Annotated in this window: 20 protein-coding genes and 3 pseudogenes; 14 read left to right on the top strand and 9 right to left on the bottom strand. The window is 52.3% G+C overall.

Annotated elements, in window-relative coordinates:
* Window positions 1–95: 95 nt before the first annotated feature.
* Both EAO80_RS10975 and EAO80_RS10965 read right to left on the bottom strand, forming a co-directional pair.
* Window positions 96–641, bottom strand: a complete 546-nt coding sequence (locus EAO80_RS10975; protein WP_122089934.1) for an iron transporter — start codon at window positions 639–641, stop codon at window positions 96–98.
* Window positions 642–892: 251 nt separating this feature from the next.
* Window positions 893–1,321, bottom strand: a complete 429-nt coding sequence (locus EAO80_RS10965) for a hypothetical protein (RefSeq protein ID WP_245998590.1) — start codon at window positions 1,319–1,321, stop codon at window positions 893–895.
* Window positions 1,322–1,592: 271 nt separating this feature from the next.
* Here EAO80_RS10965 and EAO80_RS10960 point away from each other — a divergent pair, with 271 nt between their 5' ends.
* Window positions 1,593–1,814, top strand: coding sequence for a hypothetical protein (locus EAO80_RS10960; protein WP_245998589.1), 222 nt, complete (start codon window positions 1,593–1,595; stop codon window positions 1,812–1,814).
* Between the two features lie 1,376 nt (window positions 1,815–3,190).
* Here EAO80_RS10960 and EAO80_RS19735 read toward each other — a convergent pair.
* Window positions 3,191–3,424, bottom strand: a complete 234-nt coding sequence (locus tag EAO80_RS19735; protein ID WP_162993976.1) for a hypothetical protein — start codon at window positions 3,422–3,424, stop codon at window positions 3,191–3,193.
* A 505-nt stretch (window positions 3,425–3,929) separates the two neighbouring features.
* Here EAO80_RS19735 and EAO80_RS10950 point away from each other — a divergent pair.
* From EAO80_RS10950 to EAO80_RS10920, 6 genes and pseudogenes are all read left to right on the top strand, one after another.
* Window positions 3,930–4,982, top strand: coding sequence for a hypothetical protein (locus tag EAO80_RS10950; RefSeq protein ID WP_211330688.1), 1,053 nt, complete (start codon window positions 3,930–3,932; stop codon window positions 4,980–4,982).
* A gap of 82 nt (window positions 4,983–5,064) precedes the next feature.
* Window positions 5,065–5,325: a hypothetical protein gene (locus EAO80_RS10945; RefSeq protein WP_245998588.1), complete on the top strand. Its 261-nt coding sequence runs from the start codon at window positions 5,065–5,067 to the stop codon at window positions 5,323–5,325.
* 108 nt (window positions 5,326–5,433) lie between these two features.
* On the top strand, window positions 5,434–5,718 hold the full coding sequence (locus tag EAO80_RS20805; protein WP_211330687.1) for a DUF2270 domain-containing protein: 285 nt from the start codon (window positions 5,434–5,436) through the stop codon (window positions 5,716–5,718).
* Between the two features lie 76 nt (window positions 5,719–5,794).
* A pseudogene (locus EAO80_RS10935) lies at window positions 5,795–5,977 on the top strand (PadR family transcriptional regulator); the annotation flags it as partial.
* A gap of 150 nt (window positions 5,978–6,127) precedes the next feature.
* Window positions 6,128–6,418: a PadR family transcriptional regulator gene (locus EAO80_RS10930; protein ID WP_122089928.1), complete on the top strand. Its 291-nt coding sequence runs from the start codon at window positions 6,128–6,130 to the stop codon at window positions 6,416–6,418.
* A gap of 494 nt (window positions 6,419–6,912) precedes the next feature.
* Entirely contained in the window at window positions 6,913–7,344 is a 432-nt protein-coding gene (locus EAO80_RS10920; RefSeq protein WP_122089927.1) for a TRAM domain-containing protein, read from the top strand.
* A 57-nt stretch (window positions 7,345–7,401) separates the two neighbouring features.
* Here the strand turns inward: EAO80_RS10920 and EAO80_RS10915 are convergent, their stop codons facing one another.
* The 3 genes from EAO80_RS10915 to EAO80_RS10905 all read right to left on the bottom strand — a co-directional run bounded on the left by EAO80_RS10915 (window position 7,402) and on the right by EAO80_RS10905 (window position 8,866).
* The gene (locus tag EAO80_RS10915; RefSeq protein ID WP_122089926.1) at window positions 7,402–7,713 is read right to left on the bottom strand and encodes a hypothetical protein; all 312 of its coding nucleotides are present in this window, start codon (window positions 7,711–7,713) and stop codon (window positions 7,402–7,404) included.
* Between the two features lie 218 nt (window positions 7,714–7,931).
* Complete coding sequence (locus tag EAO80_RS10910) at window positions 7,932–8,501, bottom strand: hypothetical protein (protein ID WP_122089925.1); 570 nt, start codon at window positions 8,499–8,501, stop codon at window positions 7,932–7,934.
* Window positions 8,498–8,866 carry a hypothetical protein gene (locus tag EAO80_RS10905; protein WP_122089953.1) on the bottom strand — a complete coding sequence of 123 codons (369 nt, stop codon included), beginning with the start codon at window positions 8,864–8,866 and terminating at the stop codon, window positions 8,498–8,500. Before EAO80_RS10905 ends, EAO80_RS10910 begins: the two co-directional genes overlap by 4 nt.
* 234 nt (window positions 8,867–9,100) lie before the next feature.
* Between EAO80_RS10905 and EAO80_RS10900 the strand changes: the two genes are divergently transcribed.
* The 4 genes and pseudogenes from EAO80_RS10900 (at window position 9,101) to EAO80_RS20965 (ending at window position 13,039) form a co-directional block, all read left to right on the top strand.
* A complete protein-coding gene (locus EAO80_RS10900; RefSeq protein WP_122089924.1) occupies window positions 9,101–10,294 on the top strand; it encodes an orc1/cdc6 family replication initiation protein in 1,194 nt (397 codons plus the stop codon).
* A 403-nt stretch (window positions 10,295–10,697) separates the two neighbouring features.
* Window positions 10,698–11,531, top strand: coding sequence for a ParA family protein (locus EAO80_RS10895; RefSeq protein WP_122089923.1), 834 nt, complete (start codon window positions 10,698–10,700; stop codon window positions 11,529–11,531).
* Window positions 11,528–12,094 carry a hypothetical protein gene (locus EAO80_RS19730; protein ID WP_162993974.1) on the top strand — a complete coding sequence of 189 codons (567 nt, stop codon included), beginning with the start codon at window positions 11,528–11,530 and terminating at the stop codon, window positions 12,092–12,094. Before EAO80_RS10895 ends, EAO80_RS19730 begins: the two co-directional genes overlap by 4 nt.
* A 477-nt stretch (window positions 12,095–12,571) precedes the next feature.
* Window positions 12,572–13,039 (top strand): annotated as a pseudogene (locus tag EAO80_RS20965) (HVO_A0114 family putative DNA-binding protein).
* A gap of 148 nt (window positions 13,040–13,187) precedes the next feature.
* Here the strand turns inward: EAO80_RS20965 and EAO80_RS10875 are convergent.
* Together EAO80_RS10875 and EAO80_RS10870 are read right to left on the bottom strand one after the other, a co-directional pair.
* A complete protein-coding gene (locus EAO80_RS10875; RefSeq protein ID WP_122089920.1) occupies window positions 13,188–14,825 on the bottom strand; it encodes a carboxypeptidase regulatory-like domain-containing protein in 1,638 nt (545 codons plus the stop codon).
* 618 nt (window positions 14,826–15,443) lie between these two features.
* Window positions 15,444–16,184 (bottom strand): hypothetical protein, encoded by a 741-nt coding sequence (locus tag EAO80_RS10870; protein WP_162993973.1) that lies wholly within the window; start codon window positions 16,182–16,184, stop codon window positions 15,444–15,446.
* Between the two features lie 853 nt (window positions 16,185–17,037).
* On the opposite strand from EAO80_RS10870, the gene EAO80_RS10865 reads away from it, so the two are divergent.
* The 3 genes and pseudogenes from EAO80_RS10865 (at window position 17,038) to uppS (ending at window position 19,155) form a co-directional block, all read left to right on the top strand.
* The gene (locus EAO80_RS10865; protein WP_122089918.1) at window positions 17,038–17,646 is read left to right on the top strand and encodes an undecaprenyl diphosphate synthase family protein; all 609 of its coding nucleotides are present in this window, start codon (window positions 17,038–17,040) and stop codon (window positions 17,644–17,646) included.
* A 17-nt stretch (window positions 17,647–17,663) separates the two neighbouring features.
* Window positions 17,664–18,176, top strand: a pseudogene (locus tag EAO80_RS10860) (NAD(P)/FAD-dependent oxidoreductase); the annotation flags it as partial.
* Between the two features lie 52 nt (window positions 18,177–18,228).
* A complete protein-coding gene (gene uppS, locus EAO80_RS10855) occupies window positions 18,229–19,155 on the top strand; it encodes a polyprenyl diphosphate synthase (RefSeq protein WP_122089917.1) in 927 nt (308 codons plus the stop codon).
* Window positions 19,156–19,292: 137 nt separating this feature from the next.
* Here the strand turns inward: uppS and EAO80_RS20710 are convergent, their stop codons facing one another.
* Window positions 19,293–19,520, bottom strand: a complete 228-nt coding sequence (locus EAO80_RS20710) for a GtrA domain-containing protein (protein ID WP_303645841.1) — start codon at window positions 19,518–19,520, stop codon at window positions 19,293–19,295.
* Window positions 19,521–19,709 lie beyond the last annotated feature (189 nt).

Below are 19,709 nucleotides of genomic sequence, written 5' to 3'. Positions count from 1 at the left end.
GCACGCATCAGCATCAGCCGAAACGGACATCGCTGAGGAGTCCTCCGAAGGGTGCTTTGGACAGACGAGTCACTCAGGGAGTCGCCCTCGGGCGTTCAGTCCTGGCCGGTCTCTACGTCGATCGACTCGAACGTTACCGTGACGGTCTCGCCGTAGCGATCGCCGTTCTGTTCGTCGTGGCGGCCGAATTCCGGCGGTCCGATCGTGACGTGAAGGTCGTACGTGCCCGATTCGGATACCTCGACGTTCGACCCGTAGTGATAGACACCCGGGTGCCAGAGGAACGGCAGTTCGAATGGGCCGTACTCCTCACTGTCGCGTTCGAGTGTCGCGGTCACGTCGCAGTATGGGATGAAGCGTTTGTCCCCGGCGTCCGCAATGACGACCTCAAGGTGGCAGTTCTCCTCGTCCGGTTCGACAAACTCAAACTCCCCCTCACCGACGAGCTCGTACATCCCCTCGGCCTCCTCCTGTGCGTACCCGACGACATACTCGCCTTCCTCCTTCGTAGCTCCGTCGTTGGCGACGGTGTTTGCCATGTACGATACCGACGTCTGATACGCCTCGCCCTCCGTCTTCGACTGCTGGATCTGATTGACGTCCACCTCGTCGCTCGGCTGTTTCTGCGGGTTGTCGGGCATCACGATATCAGTCCGCCCCTAACGGCTTTACCCTGGCGATGATCGGACCGACAGTAGCTAAAGACGTACGCCGGTGCGGGAGGCACTCCCTCCGGCCAGACATCTGTTTGATGAAATCCGAGATGACACCCAACGACAGGATTAGTCCTCCGATAAAGGATAACGCGAGATTGAGGTCGATCACTCCTTGGAGGGGCAACACGCCCTGCTAAAAAAGAGAACTGTCTGATCGGTAGTCAAATCCTCGGGACTCATCGGAGCACGCACTCCTCGGCGTAGAACTCGAAGTGCTCTATGTCCCCACGTCGGAGCGACTCGCGGCCACAGTCCTCGTACCTCCAGTATGTCGCACCAGCCTGCTCCGGAGGCTCAAGATACGGGCCGGTGATTTGAGCCTTTTGGTCACCCTGTGTAGCGGTCTCGACCACAACACCGCTGTCGGTCACGACCGCTGCATCGTCGGCTGGTCGGTGTTCGACCGTCGAATCACCGAGTCCGCGATACTCTTCGCGAGCGGCGATCATCATCTCGACGCGGTGCTGGTGCTTACACGCGCCGTCTTGGTACGTCGCGCTCTTACAGTCACAGGTCTCGGTGATCAGGCGGACGCAGTACACTAAGCCGCTCTCGCTGTAGATGTCGAATTCGCCGGCCTCGCCGGCGTGGCGGTCGGTGCTCATGCTCTCAGTAGCTGCGCGGATCGTTCGTTTGTCGATACCTTCTTTTGTGCTCGCAATGTTCGTGTTTATGGGTTTCCTGATCCAGAGAAACCTGGCCTCGGTGTCCCTGCACCGGGGTGATTCAACGCCTAATAGGACCGAGCTTCCCTATCCACCACAAGTACTTGTATTAGTAAAAATTTTCCATCAAATTTATCTGGGTAGGTGTTATATAATAGGAGTGCGACATAACTATCTGTGATGGCCACGAGCCCGATCCCTATGTCCAAGGATGGGCGAGAGCGTGGATCCGGATTCCGGGCGCTACGCCACAAAATACGAGGAGACGGATTATATCCAGACGATCCGCGATCTCGGCGGTGCCGCCGGTACTCAAGAGATTGTTGATGTACTCGACGCGAACTACGACACTGTCTACTCGGCGCTCCGCCGGTTCAAGGACAATGATGACTCGGCCATCATGAGCCGGAAGGTCGCAAACGCACGACTCTGACAACTCGAAGAGTAATCTACATCAACGATGACTGAACCGAAAAGGTCCCCTCCGGTCCCTGCCACGGCCGTCCAACCCACTAACGAAGGAGGCGTTTTCCTCGTTCGCCCGATCCAACGGCGAGAACCCTGGTATCATGTTCGCGTATGCGATCCGCGAGTATCAGGACGGTGGTCGACTCGGCAGGATCGAGGAGAAGCGTGAGCAGCAGGATGATCAAGAACAGGAGTGTAATCCCACGACCCTGGAAGAAAAACACAAGGTCTCTGTGACCGAATCAGGGACACTGTTGGGCTGGACCAGAATATTCTTGAGGGGACACTTGTCGCAACGATCGAGGACGTAGCCGGATCGTCGCAACCGACGATTGACAAGTACCTTCCGGACGTTCTCGCCGCCCTCGGACTAGTGTATCATCCCGAGAACGGTGATCTGTACATTCACGAATCGCGCTTGGAGGAGATGGGAGTTGATCCGCACGTGCCACCAATCGATCGGAAACCTGCTGCTGTTCTCGATCGAAACGAGAGAGGTCAAGGAATCAAGATCGAGCTCTTCCGTGCTAGGACTGCTATGTCCGCTTCTAAGATTCAGTCTTCGGTTCTCGACGGCGTTACTCGATAAGTCACGTTCGTGATCTCACTAATGAGATCGACAACCAGGATGGGTTCGGGTTCCGCAACACAACTGGCGGTAAGAAGATCCTTGGCAAATCAGGGGGTTCCACCCATTAGACACGGATACAGACTTCTTCTCCATCGACTGATTCCGACTATGTTTAGCAGGACGACAGCAACGATCGAGAGGAAATCACGTCAGACGCAGCCGCTGAGATGGATGTACTCGTGAACGCCGAAGTCGCGACGGATGGCGGCAAGAGCACCTAATCTCCCTTTCCTATCCCGATTTCAAGAGTCAGATTTTCTGGTAACTCTCCCGTCTGGTAGGCGGTTCTATCGTGTCCGACGGTACAAGCGTCCGCCGGCCGGGAGGATGGTCGCAGCCGCCGACTGAGCACAGCGAGGGAGACGGCGAGGACAGGCACGCAGCGAGCGGATGCGAGTGAGCACCGCCTCGTTCCGGACAGGCCGGCGGTTCCGATAACGGTGGTTTTACCACGTTTGATAGCCGACTGTCTCTATTGCTTGATTGCGGTAACCGGGATCTGAGCAAACATAGTAAAATGAGGAGAGAACGATGAAACGGAGGGGTATGATCGCCAGCGTAGCGACGACAGTAGGCGTGGCCATAACAGGGCGACGACGTGGTTGTTCGCTCTACGATCCCAGGGTGACATTTTCCTATCCTAAAGGACGGGACTTCCACTATAGCTACCCACGTCTTTATTTCCTCGTTTCCTCTGTTTACTTGTTCAACTAAGGTGTACCTATATCTACTATACTTCCAAATTCATTGATTCTCATTGTCTGAAGTTTGAATATTAGTTTTCGGCTGCTGTACCAGCCTTCCAGCCACGTTAGAGTAGCGGTTATAATAATGATGACTCCGATAAAGGATGTTGTTGGTTCTGGGAAGAAAAAAAGTGCCAATCCAAGAATGATCACACCACCAATACCAATCCTATCCCACAACTTTCTGAAATCTCCCATCGATCCGACTAGGACTCAAGAATAATAAAAGATTGGGGGATATAATAGATAATACGACACTAACGAGAATAGTTCATACAAATGTTTTACAGATCCCCATGACACTAGTTATTAATCAACTGATCTCCTTGAAATATAAACAAAACATTATAATCAACATCATGGCCCTGTGTAGTCCTCCATCACCTCAGTAAGAGCTCGTCCATTGAACGCCTGCTTCAGTTGATCGTGATTGTAGTGATGTCTGAACCGTCGCAGCTAGTCTTATTGATGAGGGTTGATATATATATAATATGTTTATTTAAATATTAATTTATGATATTTATTGATGGTATAGAATCAGCGCGAGTACTAGTTTCGCCCGAAATCGATATTGTTACCCAGAACCTTATTCACACGCAACGATATTAGTGAATATAGCATATCACGACCAACGATTATTGATTTTCGAAAGTCTAGTTGAATTGCAGCCAGTATTTCTTAGCTGTTTCATAGGGACAAGATCATGGGCAGATTAACACAGACGACGAAAACCAACTTCACATCGTGGCTTATGTTCGAATTTTCTCTACTCGTGGATGGCCCTTGGGAGTGGATCATAGTGACGGGTAACCGAATGCTAGTGAGTATCTTTCAGATTGTCCTCCTGGCTGGTACGTTACTAGTAGTCATGTCGTTGGGGTTTATTCCATTGGAGTCAGAAAGACCTATTCTCTTCTTACTGTTCGCGCTGATCACGGCTAATTTCACACTTATTTCTATTATTACTTCACTCAGCCAGTTTCTCCTCGGACGAGAACTTGAATCACCTGACGAAATCCGAGCTGAGATGGCTGAAACAATCTCGTATCGTGAAGATATTAGCAAAACGATCAGCCAGTCAGTCATGCCAGTGAAACCTGCTATCTTCTTCCTGTTTCTCTTTGCAAATGTACGCGACGATCTGGAGTCTCTCGAACAACTCTCATCACAAGCCCGAACAAAGAGGGCTCATAACGAACTTGAAGACCTCATTACTGGATTTCAGGCACATACCGATCAGGTAGTGGAGTTCCTTGAACATCCAGCGAGTGAGTTGAAACATGCATTATTTACCTCTGTAAATGCGGATTACGAGAACCACGCTCATCGGGCCTGGTATCTTCAAATGGAGCATTCCGACGAGTTTACCGACCAAGTCACGGAACAACTCGATCAATTGACTGATAAATTGGAGTATATTGTCGTCGCAACCCGAATGTTTCAGACAACGTTTATCGAATCTGAAGTAGCGGAACTCTCTCGGTTCCTCCTCTATATTGGACTCCCAGTACAGCTCTCAAGTGTCATTGTAATGTTGTTGTATACAGCCCCAGCCTCTGTGCCGTTGGTGTCGTCAGCGACTCTAACTGTGCTTATCCCAGCCGTTCTGATTGCGGGATTTGTACCATTTCTTCTCTTGAGTTCCTATATTATTCGTTTGACGATTATAGCCCAGCGAATGGCTGACAAATTTCCATTTAATTCACAGCTCTCAGATGCTGTTGTTCGGTCGAATACTGACTTTGACGACTCTTGATCTCCTTTGTCTCCCTGTGGAGTTGTTTTCATAGTATTACTCCTCCCTAATTGTTTAGACGGTGGCTGTTGTATTACGAATGATGCCCGAAATTCAATCCGTTGAGACCGAGGACGACTATATCCACGTGCGCTTTCGCGATCCCGATCAGTATGAGACGATTCGGACACCTGATTGGGCGAAAGAACCCGCCGAATCCGTTTCAGAGGGCGCCGAGGTGCGAACCGGTGAGAAGGATGATAGTGATGACTGGGAAGTCCAAAGCGTTCTGATCAAGAAAACCGTTGGCGAGGACAAAGCAAAAGAGCAGGCAACGGAGATCGTTGAGAAGATCCAATCATAGCAGAGAGTCGCGTTTCTGAGCCGTTTTTGCTAGTCTTGCGGCAGAAGAGCAGTACGATTGAGACACTGATTGTAGAGCCAACGTCAATAGTTAGTAGGCGGTAACATTATGTATGGAAGAGTCAAACGACGAGGAATTCTATCCAACGAGTTCGGACGAGAAATCGTCGATGAGAGCGGCGGACTTAGATCGGCCATGGCTCACCTCTACCGTGGAGAGATGAATTGTATGACGACGTGGCGCAAACGCCTTGATCAGACGACCTATTGGACTGTGGCAGTAATGGTAGCGATCCTTACATGTACGGTTTCTAACCGAGATAATCCCCATCATATTCTCCTCATAGGGATGGTCGCGGTCGGTGTCTTCCTTCAGATTGAGGCTCGCCGCTAATCGGGGGTATGCAGAGAATTTGTAGATGGATCGACGTAACGCTCGTGAGTTGACCGCATGAACGAACTGCTGATTGCCCAACCTCGACGATCCCGTCAAACGAGGGCTCGTTGCGAAAAGTGAACTCGACAAGCGAACGAATCAGTACGAACTGCCCGAGACGGGCTACGAGCTATTGTTTGGGGAACTCACCTGGCGAACGTCGAAACTCATCACTGACGACGACCAGGCTAGTGATATCCACACCCTTGTCGAGTAATATCCTACGAGCCACGTGAAGAGAGGGAATTGGGGTCAAATGGAAGGGCTCGCTATTTTCATTGCCGTAAGCCAGCATAGTATTAAATCAGCTACATTCATAGCGTAGACGATGCGATAAGTTGACAACGTTGCTAGTCAATATAACACTATGTATGATCTCACCGGCTTCCAGCGGGATCTCTTGTACGTGATCAGTGGATTGGACGAACCGCACGGGCTCGCACTCAAAGACGAACTCGAGGAGTACTATGAGACAGAAATCCACCATGGGCGACTCTACCCGAATCTCGATACACTCGTCAACAAAGGCCTTGTCGAAAAATCACAGATGGATCGTCGAACAAATAGCTATGCACTCACAGCGCGTGGGCAACGCGAAATTGACGCTCGGAGAGAGTGGGAGCACCAGTATCTCCAGGACACTCTCAACACAGCCTGAAGAAAAGCTATCGCTCGGAAGGCTCCGCATCGCTCGTTGACGCTGTCCCATCGGTAAACAGTAGTATAAGCCGCCCCATCCGTGCCGAATCGTACGCAGTGAGGTCGTACCGATTGTGATTGCTCCGATGGGTATAAACCTGTAAAATTTCGAGACCCGCGGCAGTACTCAGGAGCTGGCCGAGGATCTGTGGCTGAAACGGCGGATCATCCCATATTGCATACAGCTGTTTTGCTGAGGCGTAGTTCCGATCCGTCTGTTCGAGAGCCTGTCTAAGATCTTCTATATAACGTTCTAACAGATTAAAGCGTTGAGGAGCATCATCGCAAAGGATCTGTAGCTGCTTGCTGAGAGAGGTGTCTGCAGACTGCTCCAGTGACATCGTATGGAGTGAGATAACGGCGACATACAGCAACAAACACGCTGTAGCAGACAAGTTTGCCGGAAACGATTCCGCAGGGTTACATACAATCAGCTACCGATGACAAATATCAATGGTTTCAATTCCAGATCGGCTTCACGCCCTCATAACGAGTCAACTGACCGAGACAGAGGGAAGACTGCAGATTGAGATTCCAACAGAGCTGGTCGAACAGGCGACGGTGAATCCAGAAGAAGTCTACCAAATCGCCATCCTTCCGACTGAGACCGAAGACGCAGCGGACGATAATTGGAACACAACCTCACAGGCTACTGCTTCAACCTCTTCCTCAACCGGAGAGAGGTCGGAGCCACCAGTTACAGAAGGCGAGGTCCGAACGGTAACGATCGATACGCTCGGTGATCAAGGGGATGGTATTGCCCGTGTCGAGCGAGGATTCGTCGTGATCGTTGCGAACGCTAAACCCGATGAAGAGGTAACGGTTCGAATCGAAACCGTCCAGTCGAACGTCGCTTTTGCGAGCATTATAGAGCAACGAGAGTAGAGCCAGAGCCTCAGTACTACTCTCCAGAACTGATCAGACGACCGGCCTGGAGAACGTTCAGCGGCGCTCCCAGCCGACACGAACAGTGGCTGTGAGTTCATCGATCACCGATTCGGTGAGTGCTACTGGATCGGGATCATTGGGAGCAGTGTGGTCTGAGGAGACATCAAAGACCTCAATAGAAATGGATTGGGCGTCGGCTAAACCCCCGGTATCGACTTCGAGATCGAAAACTGTGTGACTGTAGATGACGATGGTACGTTCATTCGAGACTTCCAAGTGTTCGATCGCGGCCTGCTCAAATGCATCGAGAAGATCAATTGGTTCATCAAATTGATACCGGACCGCTGACCACTCGTCATCATTCATACTGCTGAAAGATCAGCACCCCGCATGTATCAAGGATTGCGACTTAGAGATTGTCACGGTATGAAAAGGTACGAATCAGGAACGACCTTCCACAAATAACGACCAGCTTTTGTTGGACAATGAAAATACCCATCCGGTGGACAAAATATATTCAATAGTAATATGTATTCACCTCAGTATAGAATTCCTCTCACGTACAGGGGGATAAAGAGAGAACATCACTCTAGGAGAGCCAGTAATTGGGTAACGTAGGGGCTGTTCTCCCAACTACGATGCGCGCTAATCGTCATGATGAGCGTTCGCGCCTCTTCATGAGTCATGTGATCGTTATGAGCGTAATCACAGATTAACCGTGGTGTCGGAATGATTCGCGGTCCCCGAAGCGCAGCATGGACCAGAGCGAAGTTCGTTCCGCCGAATTCGTCGGTCAGAAAGCCGTCGACATCAAGAGCGTTCGCAAGGACGATTCCATCGGTTTCGCCATCGTCAAGACCGAATGTCGGTCGTGCTTCGATTGTATCCGATCGGTCATACGGATCGATGATCGTATAGTAGTCGCGAGCAGCAAGGACATTGGTCGCCGCAGCACCATGGATGTCCTGATACTGCGCGATATCGCGTAGCTCTGTAATGACTTCGGACGGCAGAAAGACATTACATGAGGTGAGGAGATACTGGAGGGGGTCCGGTGCACTGTCAGTCTCATAGTCAGCGTCGGCACGCGGCACCGCGAGACTGATGAGTGAACTCGTGTCAACGACGACCGTCTGCATGCGCGGCCTGCTCATCGCTCGTCGGCGTCATCGGTAGCAACCGTTGTCGCATCCCCATCATAGATGTCGACGTCATCCGGAGCAGCAAGGTCCAGTGGCTCACCCTCGAGATCCGCTTTGAGGAGGCGGAGCCGCTGAGCAGTCTCAGCACCAACCAATTGTTTGACGGTCTCGAACTCAATCTGATTGTCGTAGTACTGGGCCGCGACCAGTTCCTGGAAGGTCTTGCTATCCGCGGTGTCCTCGATATACTCTCGAATGGCTTCCACGAGGAGATCCGTCCGATCCTTGTCGAAGAGATCAGCGATCGCATCGAGACGTTCGACAAGGTACTCTGGGGACTGAAAGTGGACCCGTCGAGGTTCATCACTCGCACTCATCTTATGTGCAAGTTTTGCACACAGCTGCATAATGGTTTCGTCGCTTTGCACATAGCTTGCACATCAGAACTATATCGAGATCGGCACGAACTAGAAACCTCCAAAACCATTTGATCGAATACAAAACTGAACTTCTAACAGCGGAAGTAGCGGAGTCAGAGTATATAAACAAATCCAAACAACGGAACCAGCGGAACCAAAGGTTAACATAGAGCGGATGAGATGCCATGTGCAATGACCGCATTCAGCTTCAAACCAACTGGAAGCATCTTCAAAGAACGAGAAGCCCTACTGGAAGAATGGACGCCCGACGAACTGGTCGGTCGCGATGAAGAACTTACGCAATACCACGCCGCACTCCAGCCCGTCATCGAGGGCGAAACCCCATCCAATATCTTCATCTACGGAAAAAGCGGTGTCGGCAAAACCGCAGCCACCCGTTTCCTCCTGGATCGTCTCGAACGCGACGCCACCAATATCGATGGACTGGACCTCAACACTATTGAAATCAACTGCGATGGTCTCAATACCAGCTACCAAACCGCAGTCGCGATCATCAATAGGCTCCGCAATCCCGCAAACCAGATCTCTAATACCGGCTACCCCCAAGCATCTGTCTACGAATTTCTGTTCGAGGAACTCGATCAGATCGGTGGCACCGTCCTCATCGTCCTCGACGAGGTGGACCACATCAAAGATGACAGCCTCCTCTACAAACTACCACGCGCCCGGTCAAACGCCGACATAGTAAACACAAAACTTGGTGTCATCGGAATCTCGAACGATCTGAACTTCCGAAAACAGCTGAGTTCCAAAGTCCGGTCTAGTCTCTGTGAGAAAGAGGTCTCGTTCAGCGCCTACGACGCCACTGAACTCTGCGAGGTCCTGCGGCAACGCGAAGCTGTCGCATTTCAAGAAAACGTGCTGAAGGATGGCGTGATCGATCTGTGTGCCGCATTCGGTGCAAAAGACTCGGGAGACGCCCGCCAAGCATTGGACCTATTGCTTGAAAGTGGTGACATTGCTCGAGAAACCAACGCTGACCACGTAACGGAACTCCATGTCCGTCAAGCCAGAGATCGCCTTCAAACCGACCAAATAATCAAAGGTATTGATAATTACTCCCAGCACGGACAACTGGTACTCTGGGCACTAACCATTCTCGAAGAACAGGGTGATTCACCGGCACGAACACGAGAGATCAGGGCACCGTACGAGACTCTATGTGAACGCGAAGGAAGTGATCCGATCTCCGATCGGGCGATCCGTGAATATCTTGCCGAACTTGAGACACTCGGAATCATCTCCTCAACCCAGATTAATCGCGGGAAGAGTGGTGGAAAGTACAAGAAACACAAGCTGGACCAACCCGTCTCCAGCGTGAAGTCCGGTCTGAAAGAACTTCTAGGGGCTGAAGCAGAAGCCTGACACCACTGCTTCCGCTGTTAGCGACGATAAGTCACTAGACCCTCCCCCCACTGCTTCCGCTGTTAGGACAGTTACTGTGACGACCATACTAGACAGTCCTGCTGATAATATATCTAGAAATCTAATATAGTATTAAGTATATAGGCTAAAAACCATATCCGCAGGGCGTTTTCACCGACCGACAAATCACCTCCTCCTATGGAGGTGATACAGTCGTTCTTCCGTTAACAGCGGAACTCATGGGGTGGGGGAGGGTCAGTACAATATCTACCTTCTCCTGGTTTTCCACTCGTTCTAAGCGTCTCTACTTTCTTAAAATAGATCTTCCCGATATGTGGGTTGTAGATCATGTGTCTGACGTACAAATAAGACCTTGGGAGTAGATACACCAGACACACCAGATATGACAGACACCATCGCAGTCGCGAACCAAGCTGGCGGAGCAGGAAAAACCACTACGGCACTAGGACTAGCTGGAGCGTACGCAAACCAGGGAAAAGATACCTTGTTGATCGATCTTGATCCGCAAGGCGTCGCAAGCGAGGGTACTGGATTCAAAAATCGGGACGGCGAAAATGGCGACCTCTACCACCAGAAGGTCCTTTCACTTCATCAAGTGCTCACGGACCCGGCACGGACTAGCGAGATCAACGACCTCATCCAGGGCCATGCCGAGTTCGATGTCATCCCGGCAAATATGGCGATGAAAGGCTTGAAAGACAAACTAGGACAGGTCGCGAATGCTGAAATGCGGTTGAAGCTAGCACTGCAGGAGCTGGACCGTGACTATGACGTGATCGTGATCGATTGTCCGCCCGATCTCTCTCGTATCTTGGACAACGCACTGGTCGCTGCCGAGAACGTAATCATCCCGGTCCAGCCAAAACGCCGGTTTATCTCTGCGGTCGAAGACATGCAGGAGGAAATCACCTATCTTGAGAACAGTTTCCCCGACGTATCGATTGAGGTCGTGGCACTGGTCGTGAACGAGATTGACGACCGGAGTAACGACAGCGATCAACGGGAAATGCTGGAATTCTGGCACGATTCGCCGTGGGATACGTACGATATCTACCAACGGACCGCGATCAAACGTGCCTGGAACAATGGGAAGTCCATCTTCCAGCATGAGGACCCAGCAAAGACCGACGATGTCCGTGCAGCATACGATAAACTGGCGAATGACGTAGCCACTCAGCTACAGGCTGTCGATACAACCCGGGAGGCGAACGCATGAGCGACGACCTTGACAATCGGAAGCAGCGGATGTGGAATATGGAAGAAGTTCGTGGCGGCGACACGGACATTAATTCGCCAGACGCGCAAGATACAGCAGATACAGAAGGCACAACAGATACGCAAGATACAACAGGCACAGTGGACACAGGAACAGAAGGTAGAGAAGGCACATCAGTCTCAGCAGATGGATCAGCTACGTCAGATACAGCAGATAGGACAGATATAGAAGATACTGAAGAAACAACAGACATACCAGACACAGAAGATACGCCAGATACAACAGATATTCCGGCAGACGTGCCGCCAGACGCATCTATCCGCGAACTCTTCCTTGCCGCACAGGAGCAGGGTCTTACGGTCGATGATCTCCGGAATGTGAACGTCTACCTGTTCGATCGTGTTCACAGCGAGATGAACGATTTGCTGGCCGAAGTAAACTATCGGGCAATGAAACAGCGTGGCGACGAAATCCAGATGAACAAGGAGTTCTTCAACGCCATCTACCGTGTCGCATCTCGGCACGAGGATGAAGTGCTCGCCGAACTCGAGCTGGAATCGTAAGTTACGGCAGACACACCAGACAAATCAGATATCTCAGATTCGATCGAAGTGGCTGTAGCCGCGCTCCGTGGTCAGAACCGTGGCGCAACCGTTTGGTCACATTCTACAGCGTGTTCCTGTTTTCTCGGTTTAACATTCGATAGGCGACCGAATGCAGGAGCGTATAGAGTGTCATGTCCTTCGCCTTACCACGGCCATGGATCGTGTACGGCCGAACGCCGGTATCAACCGCTGCCTGCTTCACGATGCTCCGGATGCCCTGTGTCGTGATCCGGTCCGCCAACTGCGATAAGAACAATGCGGGACGCTCTTTCCAGCTGCCAGCGAGATACGTCTACACTACTCAGATAGTGTCGTCGACTAAGCTAGGGATCCTAATCATCGATATCTCTCGATGACCTAGACCCCGTTTTCGAGTTGAATTCACAGGCCTCTTCGATCTGATCGATGACTTCCAAACCGAGACGAACGAAGTCCATGAGCGACGAACCGACTAACACCGAACCGATGCACGACGAATTCACGCCTGATCCGGACGAGGTGGAGTACCCTTCGACCCTCCGAATTATGTCACTTCCAGCAGAACAGGCGCAGGCGGCAGCCATCGAGCGCGCCGAACAGTGGGAGGCAGGGGGAAGAAGTACCGCACGTCGTCAACTCGAGGACCGTGCGCGGCTTCACCAGCTGCTCACCGACTAACGGATGGAACTGCTCGAAGAGGTGATGGAGTACCCGCCCGCGAGTATTCGTGCACTGACCGACCGCCTTGACCGTGACGTACACGATGTCCACAACGATCTGCACCTGCTGGCCAAGTACGGTAGTATCTACTTCGAAGAGGATGGTCGCGCGAAGAAGCCGTACGTCCCCTATGACATGGTCGGAATTGAGGTTGAGTTCAGTCTGCCACGTGGCGAAGAGTCAGAGTCGGCCGCATCGGCGTAATCGACATTCTAGAAGGGCCTCTTTGAACACGGGGTGTACACCGATCGGTGGGAGTACGTAATCACAAAAGCGAAGCTCGTCCGAGATGCGATCCTCAAACAGGGTGTTGCATGACGCCTGATCCCGTTCGAACAGGGCGACGATTGGCTCAGCCAGCAGGAACAGCTGCCTGACTGGCTGCTGCAATCGCCGGAGTAGCAGTGTCCGTCTCGTTGGTTGCATTGTTCTGAGCCGAATCGTCGTTCTGGTTGATCGTGATCTCCTCCACGCGCTTGTCCGCTTCCACGTACGTCGTGAAGGGTTCCTGATCGCCGACGAGCACTTCCTTCGCGATCACATCGTCCGGTATGGAACTGCCGCCAGTGAGCACCACTTCACCATTTTCGTCAGTCTCGCCGACTAGCTCCCACTCGTTGGCGGGATCATCGCCGAGCATGCCGTGGCGTGCTTCGACCGGCACGCCTTCGACCGGTTCACCGCTCTTGTCAGTGACGTAAATCACGGTCTCGAACAGGTACATCCGATCAGTCGGCTGGAATTCGACGACCTGGACGCCGACATGTTCGTCGCTCATGATTCCCAGCGTTTGCTCTTCGCCGCGAACTTCCACGCCGTACATCACGACGTCCGTAGGCTCGCCCGCGGCGAGTTCGATCATGATTTCGCCGTTCTCGTCAGTGTATTCGATCTCCGTGCCCCGCTCCGTGACCGTCGCCGGCGGCGTGATCTTTACGGGCTCACCCTCGATTGGATTACCATCGCTATCGGTCACGCGAACGATCCCAGTTGCGGTATCGTCACCACTGCCGGTTTCCTGCAGTTGGACTTCGGTCGCGGTGTCCTCGCCATTGATCTCGACAAGACGCTGGTCCGACGGCTGCATCAGTCCTTCAGTGGATACGGCCAGTTCATAGCTGCCGTCTTCGAGGTCGAACACGACCTCGCCGTTCTCGTCAGTCGTCCCGTCAGCCATGTCAGCACCATCGTCATAGGTGACGACACTGACGGACGCGTTCTCGACTGGGTCGCCGGTCGCGTCAGCCACTGTGACGGTCAGCGTGTGGGTAGCGGGTTCGCCGTTAGTTTCGTTTTCGCCGTTGTCGCTATCGGGTGGATGGACGAGTTCGACGGTGTAACTCTCGTCGCTATCGCTAACCTCGATCGGGTGGGTGCCATAGTCGGTATACGGTACGGATTCCGTATCGACCACGGCCTCATAGTCACCCGGTTCGACCTCGAATTCAGCCACGCCGTTCTTGTCGGTCGTCGCTGTAGCAATCTCCTTGCCATCAGGATAGGTGGACAGCTCGACGGTCACGCCTTCGATGGGCTGCTCGTCCGGATCCGTGACGGTCACGCTCAGCGTGTGCGTGTTACTCTCGCGTTCGTTCTCATCCGATTTTTTCTCGTCGGTGCCGTCGTCTGTCGTGCTATTCTCGGACGAATCGCTATCCTTAGTTTGACCATCCTCGTGCGTGGGTGTTTCGTCGCTGCTACCCTCAGGCGTAGAACGTTGCGATTCACTCTTCTCAGTGCCCGAGGCGGCGTCATCCCCGCTCTGATTCTGACTCTCGCTATCGCTATCGTTAGCACTCGCTGTCGCGTCGGACCCATCACCAGCACTCTCGTTGCTCTCGTCGGCGTCGCTCTCGTTTGGAGCATCGGCTTGGGCCGGCTCCGACTCGTTGAGCTCATCGTCGGGGTTATCGGTGCCCCAGCCAGCGCAGCCTGACAGCAGGACTGCAATCGCGACCGTGATGATCATGAACTGCTGTCGTGTTGCCATATTCGATATTATATGTGGTTATTCGTTATAGTTTCTTCAGTGAATTATCAGGTTAGTACTACCGATAACCGAGTTCGGCATTATCGAACCATCCGCAGAAAATTGAGATTTCACTCAGCTGCCGTTCAAGCGTGATATCTCGCCAATGCGTCGGATGGTAAAGAAAGCCGCTAGGGTCGCGAATGTCCGACCATACGTTGACGGTGCCAGACGCGGCGATCCGAGCGACGTCTCGCCGCATACGTTCCGCCACTCGATCGCGTTTCGGATGATCCGGCGAGAGGATATTTATCTATTTCATAGAAGTACGAGAAGGAGACGGGCGTCTCTCGAAGAGTAGGATGAGCGGAGGAGAGGAAGGAGAGGCTCTTAGTGGTCCATCAGATCGCCGTCTTGACGTCCCTCGTTGCTGCTGGACCGCTCGGGAGTGTCGTTAACCTTGGGTTCAGTGAAGCCAAGCATCTTGTAGCCCCGCTGGACCGAACCGTCAATGCGGATGGACGTGCCGTAGCCGACGTCCTCGTTTTCATCTTCCGGGTGAACTGTCGAACCCTAAAGGATGGGAACTTGACTCTCGGACTCCGCGAGCGCTTCCGCCGTCCAGCGGGATCGAGCAGCTTAACCATCGATGATCTCCCTCAAAAATTCGGGAAACAGACGGGCATCTGGCGTCCAGACGACTGTACCATTCGCAGCCTCGACCGCGAGCAGGATATTCCGAAGCTCTCCGCCGCTCTCATCGATATCACTCATTGCGTGCTCGGCAACACTCTCGCCAGCTGTCGCGTCTTCGCCGTCGAACGCGACGAGGTCGATCTCGTCAAGCAACCAGTCAGCAGGCTGGCCTTTGACGCTCATCTCACGGGCGACCCACTCGCGGATGGTGCCATATTGATCTTCGACTGCAGAGTTATCGTCCGCGGTAAAGCCGGTCCCGTCGGCGCTGATCCCGGATGAGGGGTCGGTGACATGTGTCTTAGTTGGTAGGACCGATCGATCAATCGGTTGGGTGACGCTGATCCCGACCGGATAGTGCTCGACACGATAGGTGTCCTCCGCATCGAGTAGGATCGACACAGAGAGATTCCCATCGCTGTCCTTGAACGCCTCGGCCTCGGCGGTCCCATGGCGTTCATGGCCGCTCTCGTCAGTCTCGTCGTAGACTGCAACTGCGACAGTCACCGGAACCTGAGTGCTGACGAGCGCGGGATTGTGTAGGTCGACCTGAAAACGGTGCTTGAACGCGTGGCCGTCGATGTGCTCACTCTCATGGCTGAATCCGTCCGTTGAAACCGTGCGTTCACCAGCACCGTCATTGCTGGCCGTTATCTGCTCGTTGATGTCGATGTCGCTGTCCATCTCTGACCCTGACCCTGGTAGGCTCGTTACCGTCATTGCCGTTACCGCCGTAAACATTTGTATGGCTGTCCGTCTGAACATCGATTGTCGGTATGACATTATAATTCCACCTCTCCAAAGCAGTCGGACGAGGGGAGTACGGATCCCTTCCTCTGGTACCTAATGCTGACCTGCTGGGAAGGGACAAATTCCCTGCGTTCATTGCATGTTATACGTTAACACGATTTGTATTAATGCTATCTGTTATCCCTTGATATTGAAGGAGTCTCGGATACCAGATGGGTTGACCGGAGAACATCCACACCGTCGCGCTCGGAATATGTTATACATCGTCAATTCCCAGCGTCGTTACCTTTCGATTTTGTCTTGAGAAACTCCGTGAGCTCGTCCTGGAGCGAGGGAGATCGTAAAGGGGTGTCCGAACCCTGGTCTAGGGATCTGCCAGGGAGTTAGCTTAGGAGAGGGCTCGATGATGGCAATCTCTACTTATGATTATTGGGTTAATCAAAAGTGAATTGATAAACGCCCGATTCGCCCGCTAACAGGTACTACAGATCTCATATCCTCTATTCTTATATCTATAAACTCCATCCCGCTGTATATTTTCTCTAATCCTCGTCGGACATGCCGCAGAGGTTCGGCGTTTGGATTTCTACAAACCACCAAATTTATGATAAGTGTATCTCAGAAGCAACTGTTATTTTGCCGTCTGGTCCTTGCACAACTCGAAGCTACGAAACTATCCCCGTTTGGACCGAAGTTCGGTATCTGCCCATAGAGGCAGCGAGACGAGCCAATTCTGATATCAGAAGTGAAGCGTGAGATTTAGGCTCTGTGATCGTCATACGGTGTTGTGGGACTGTACGATCGCTATCTCGCCGCTCGCATTCGCCGGAACGACCTCCCGCTTCCGAACTGTGTTGCCGTCGTCATCACCGAGCGTGATCTTTTAGAGCAAGATTCTCATCGAACAATTGAGAAGTTCTTCGAATGGACCTCCGAGTACGGGGCTGAGCGTGTGCTGGTGTACGTCAGCGTACTCGATGGAGGTGTTGTACCCACTATTCAGCGGGTGTTCGAGCGGTGTGAGGCCCCGCGTACGGTGGAAGTTCGGGACATCGACGACAAGGAGCGTGCCGACGCGCCGATTCAGGTCAGTATTGGTCTCGGCGGTAAGCACGAGTTCGCCGCGGCAGTTCGGGAGACTGCTACCGAGGTTGAAGCTGGCACGCTATCTCCTCATGAGATTGATGCCGACGCTATCGAAGAACGGTTGATTTTCCCTACGGACCCTGATCTGGTTATCAAGACCGGCGCGGAACGCCTGTCCGATTTCATGATCTGGCAATCGGTGTACTCTGAACTCCATTTCACTGATGTGAACTGGCGTGACTTTCGGGAACGAGACTACCTTCGAGCAATACGTGATTATCAGAATCGACAGCGCCGCTACGGGCGATAAGACGGTCTTGCCCGACCACTTGCGATATTGATTTTCAGGCTACAGTTTGTTCGGTACTCAGTCTCTCCGACTCGCTAATGGATACCTACTGGCTCAATATTGCCGACGATGTGCCCTTCGGCGCGCTCATCGAGCATACGAATTTTATCCCTACAGAACGCTACGGCGGCGAACATCTTCTCTATGCTGTGAGCTATGTACAGGACCCTAGCGAGGATATTTGGCAGATGACCGATGACGAAGTTGAGGCAACATGGCTCGCAGGTATCGAGGACCTTTTCCCCGAATTCAACCGGAGTTCGGTGAACTGGATTCGGACGGCGCGAAATCCCCGGACTGCACCGGTTTACGAACGAGGCTATCTCGACATGGTGATTCCCTATGATCTCGCGGAGACGGTCGCTGATGATACCTACTATGCTGGGATGGCAAGCCGCGCCCAGTACCCTGAACGCAGTCTCAATGGCGGTATCGAGGCAGGGTTTGCTTGTGCGCAGCAGATCATCGGAAGTCGTCCCGCTCATTGTTGAATATGATTGGCAGAACAAAAAAGTATTATTGCCGGTAGCACTGAACTGGATAATGACTGGATGGTTTAGACAGCAGATTGACTCAGTTTACGAAGGACTGCTTGAACGCGAAATTTTCGGTACTCCGGATCACGTCGCAGTTATCCAAGATGGAAATCGTCGATATGCCCGTAGCAATGGCGGTACTGCCACAGACGGCCACCGTGCCGGTGCTAAGACCGCCGAACGCATTCTCGGCTGGTGTCAGGACCTCCATATTGAGGAACTAACTCTCTACACGTTTTCAACAGAGAACTTCAGTCGTACATCTGAAGAGAATGAAGCCCTGTTTGATCTCATTTGTGAGAAATTTAGGAAGTTCGCTGACAACGAGCGTGTTCACGATAACGAAGTTGCCATACGAGCCGTCGGTGAAACAGATATGCTCCCTCAGCGTCTTCAGAAAGCAATCAACTACGCTGAAAGTCGCACTGCAAACTACGACCGCTTCAAGCTTAATATCGCGCTAGCCTATGGCGGTCGCACTGAACTACTGAATGCCGCCCAAGCTATCGGATGCGCAGTAAATGAGGGCGATCTCAGCCCCCACGAGATTGATGTTGAGACCATCGAAAAGTACCTCTATGACGGTCCTTCCTATGATGTTGATCTCATTATACGCCCGGGTGGAGAGGAGCGCACGTCAAATTTCCTTCCTTGGCACGCTAATGGTAACGAGGCCGCTGTGTACTTTTGTACGGCATACTGGCCCGAATTTCGGAAGATCGATTTCCTTCGTGCAATACGCACCTATGAATCCAGAGAACAGTCGTGGCGACGCACCCGTGTGCGACGGGCGCTCGCGCTGATTCAGGCGGTGGGTGGTCCGGAACTCTCTGAGGCGCATGCCATCATCGAACAGTTTCGGGGTTCTCTTCCACAGAGCGAATTCGAAGAATTTGGCGAGAGCGAAAAAGGAAGCCATGTGACAGATGATTAACTCATCACCGTTCTATCGGGGTTGTCCTCTAACCTACCAGCTGCATCTCGATATCGGGGTGTTGCATTCATCACGCTGGAGCGCCACCCAGCCAGAAGAAGAGCAGCTGTTTCAGCTATTATTGTCAGGTACTTGCGCTAGTCATCACTCGACGTCAGTGTAGTGGACGGATCCTGAGACGGTTTGTTAGAACTCCACACCCATTTTTCGCTCGCGCCGAATCCCCACAGTATGCCAACTCCAATTTTGAGAACGTTCGCTATTGCTGGGTCAATTAGGAGAAATTCGACAAAAGCGATCTGTGAGATCGTACCGATACTCATTCCAACTAATCGTGTCGCACCGTACTTGATGCCACGCCAGATCCATTGAATAATACCTGGCGCACCACTGTCCTTCCATGTTCAACTATCATTCATCACGTAGTTGGCAAAAACACTTACAGTGCTGCCGAGATGCCCAGCAATGAAATACAGAATGGCAGTTTTGTTGAAGATGACCAGAAAAACGACCTGATTGATTATAATTCCGAATATTCCGACCACGAGATATCG

It is taken from the genome of Halalkalicoccus subterraneus (assembly GCF_003697815.1).
Classification (GTDB): Archaea; Halobacteriota; Halobacteria; order Halobacteriales; family Halalkalicoccaceae; genus Halalkalicoccus; species Halalkalicoccus subterraneus.
This window is presented reverse-complemented; position numbering and strand designations above follow the sequence as displayed.

Excerpts from the sequence above, each read along its gene's own strand:
- EAO80_RS10975 (WP_122089934.1), bottom strand. The coding sequence starts at position 641 with ATGCCCGACAACCCGCAGAAACAGCCGAGCGACGAGGTGGACGTCAAT.
- EAO80_RS10965 (WP_245998590.1), bottom strand. The coding sequence starts at position 1,321 with ATGAGCACCGACCGCCACGCCGGCGAGGCCGGCGAATTCGACATCTAC.
- EAO80_RS10960 (WP_245998589.1), top strand. The coding sequence starts at position 1,593 with ATGGGCGAGAGCGTGGATCCGGATTCCGGGCGCTACGCCACAAAATAC.
- EAO80_RS19735 (WP_162993976.1), bottom strand. The coding sequence starts at position 3,424 with ATGGGAGATTTCAGAAAGTTGTGGGATAGGATTGGTATTGGTGGTGTG.
- EAO80_RS10950 (WP_211330688.1), top strand. The coding sequence starts at position 3,930 with ATGGGCAGATTAACACAGACGACGAAAACCAACTTCACATCGTGGCTT.
- EAO80_RS10945 (WP_245998588.1), top strand. The coding sequence starts at position 5,065 with ATGCCCGAAATTCAATCCGTTGAGACCGAGGACGACTATATCCACGTG.
- EAO80_RS20805 (WP_211330687.1), top strand. The coding sequence starts at position 5,434 with ATGTATGGAAGAGTCAAACGACGAGGAATTCTATCCAACGAGTTCGGA.
- EAO80_RS10930 (WP_122089928.1), top strand. The coding sequence starts at position 6,128 with ATGTATGATCTCACCGGCTTCCAGCGGGATCTCTTGTACGTGATCAGT.
- EAO80_RS10920 (WP_122089927.1), top strand. The coding sequence starts at position 6,913 with ATGGTTTCAATTCCAGATCGGCTTCACGCCCTCATAACGAGTCAACTG.
- EAO80_RS10915 (WP_122089926.1), bottom strand. The coding sequence starts at position 7,713 with ATGAATGATGACGAGTGGTCAGCGGTCCGGTATCAATTTGATGAACCA.
- EAO80_RS10910 (WP_122089925.1), bottom strand. The coding sequence starts at position 8,501 with ATGAGCAGGCCGCGCATGCAGACGGTCGTCGTTGACACGAGTTCACTC.
- EAO80_RS10905 (WP_122089953.1), bottom strand. The coding sequence starts at position 8,866 with ATGAGTGCGAGTGATGAACCTCGACGGGTCCACTTTCAGTCCCCAGAG.
- EAO80_RS10900 (WP_122089924.1), top strand. The coding sequence starts at position 9,101 with ATGACCGCATTCAGCTTCAAACCAACTGGAAGCATCTTCAAAGAACGA.
- EAO80_RS10895 (WP_122089923.1), top strand. The coding sequence starts at position 10,698 with ATGACAGACACCATCGCAGTCGCGAACCAAGCTGGCGGAGCAGGAAAA.
- EAO80_RS19730 (WP_162993974.1), top strand. The coding sequence starts at position 11,528 with ATGAGCGACGACCTTGACAATCGGAAGCAGCGGATGTGGAATATGGAA.
- EAO80_RS10875 (WP_122089920.1), bottom strand. The coding sequence starts at position 14,825 with ATGGCAACACGACAGCAGTTCATGATCATCACGGTCGCGATTGCAGTC.
- EAO80_RS10870 (WP_162993973.1), bottom strand. The coding sequence starts at position 16,184 with ATGGACAGCGACATCGACATCAACGAGCAGATAACGGCCAGCAATGAC.
- uppS (WP_122089917.1), top strand. The coding sequence starts at position 18,229 with ATGACTGGATGGTTTAGACAGCAGATTGACTCAGTTTACGAAGGACTG.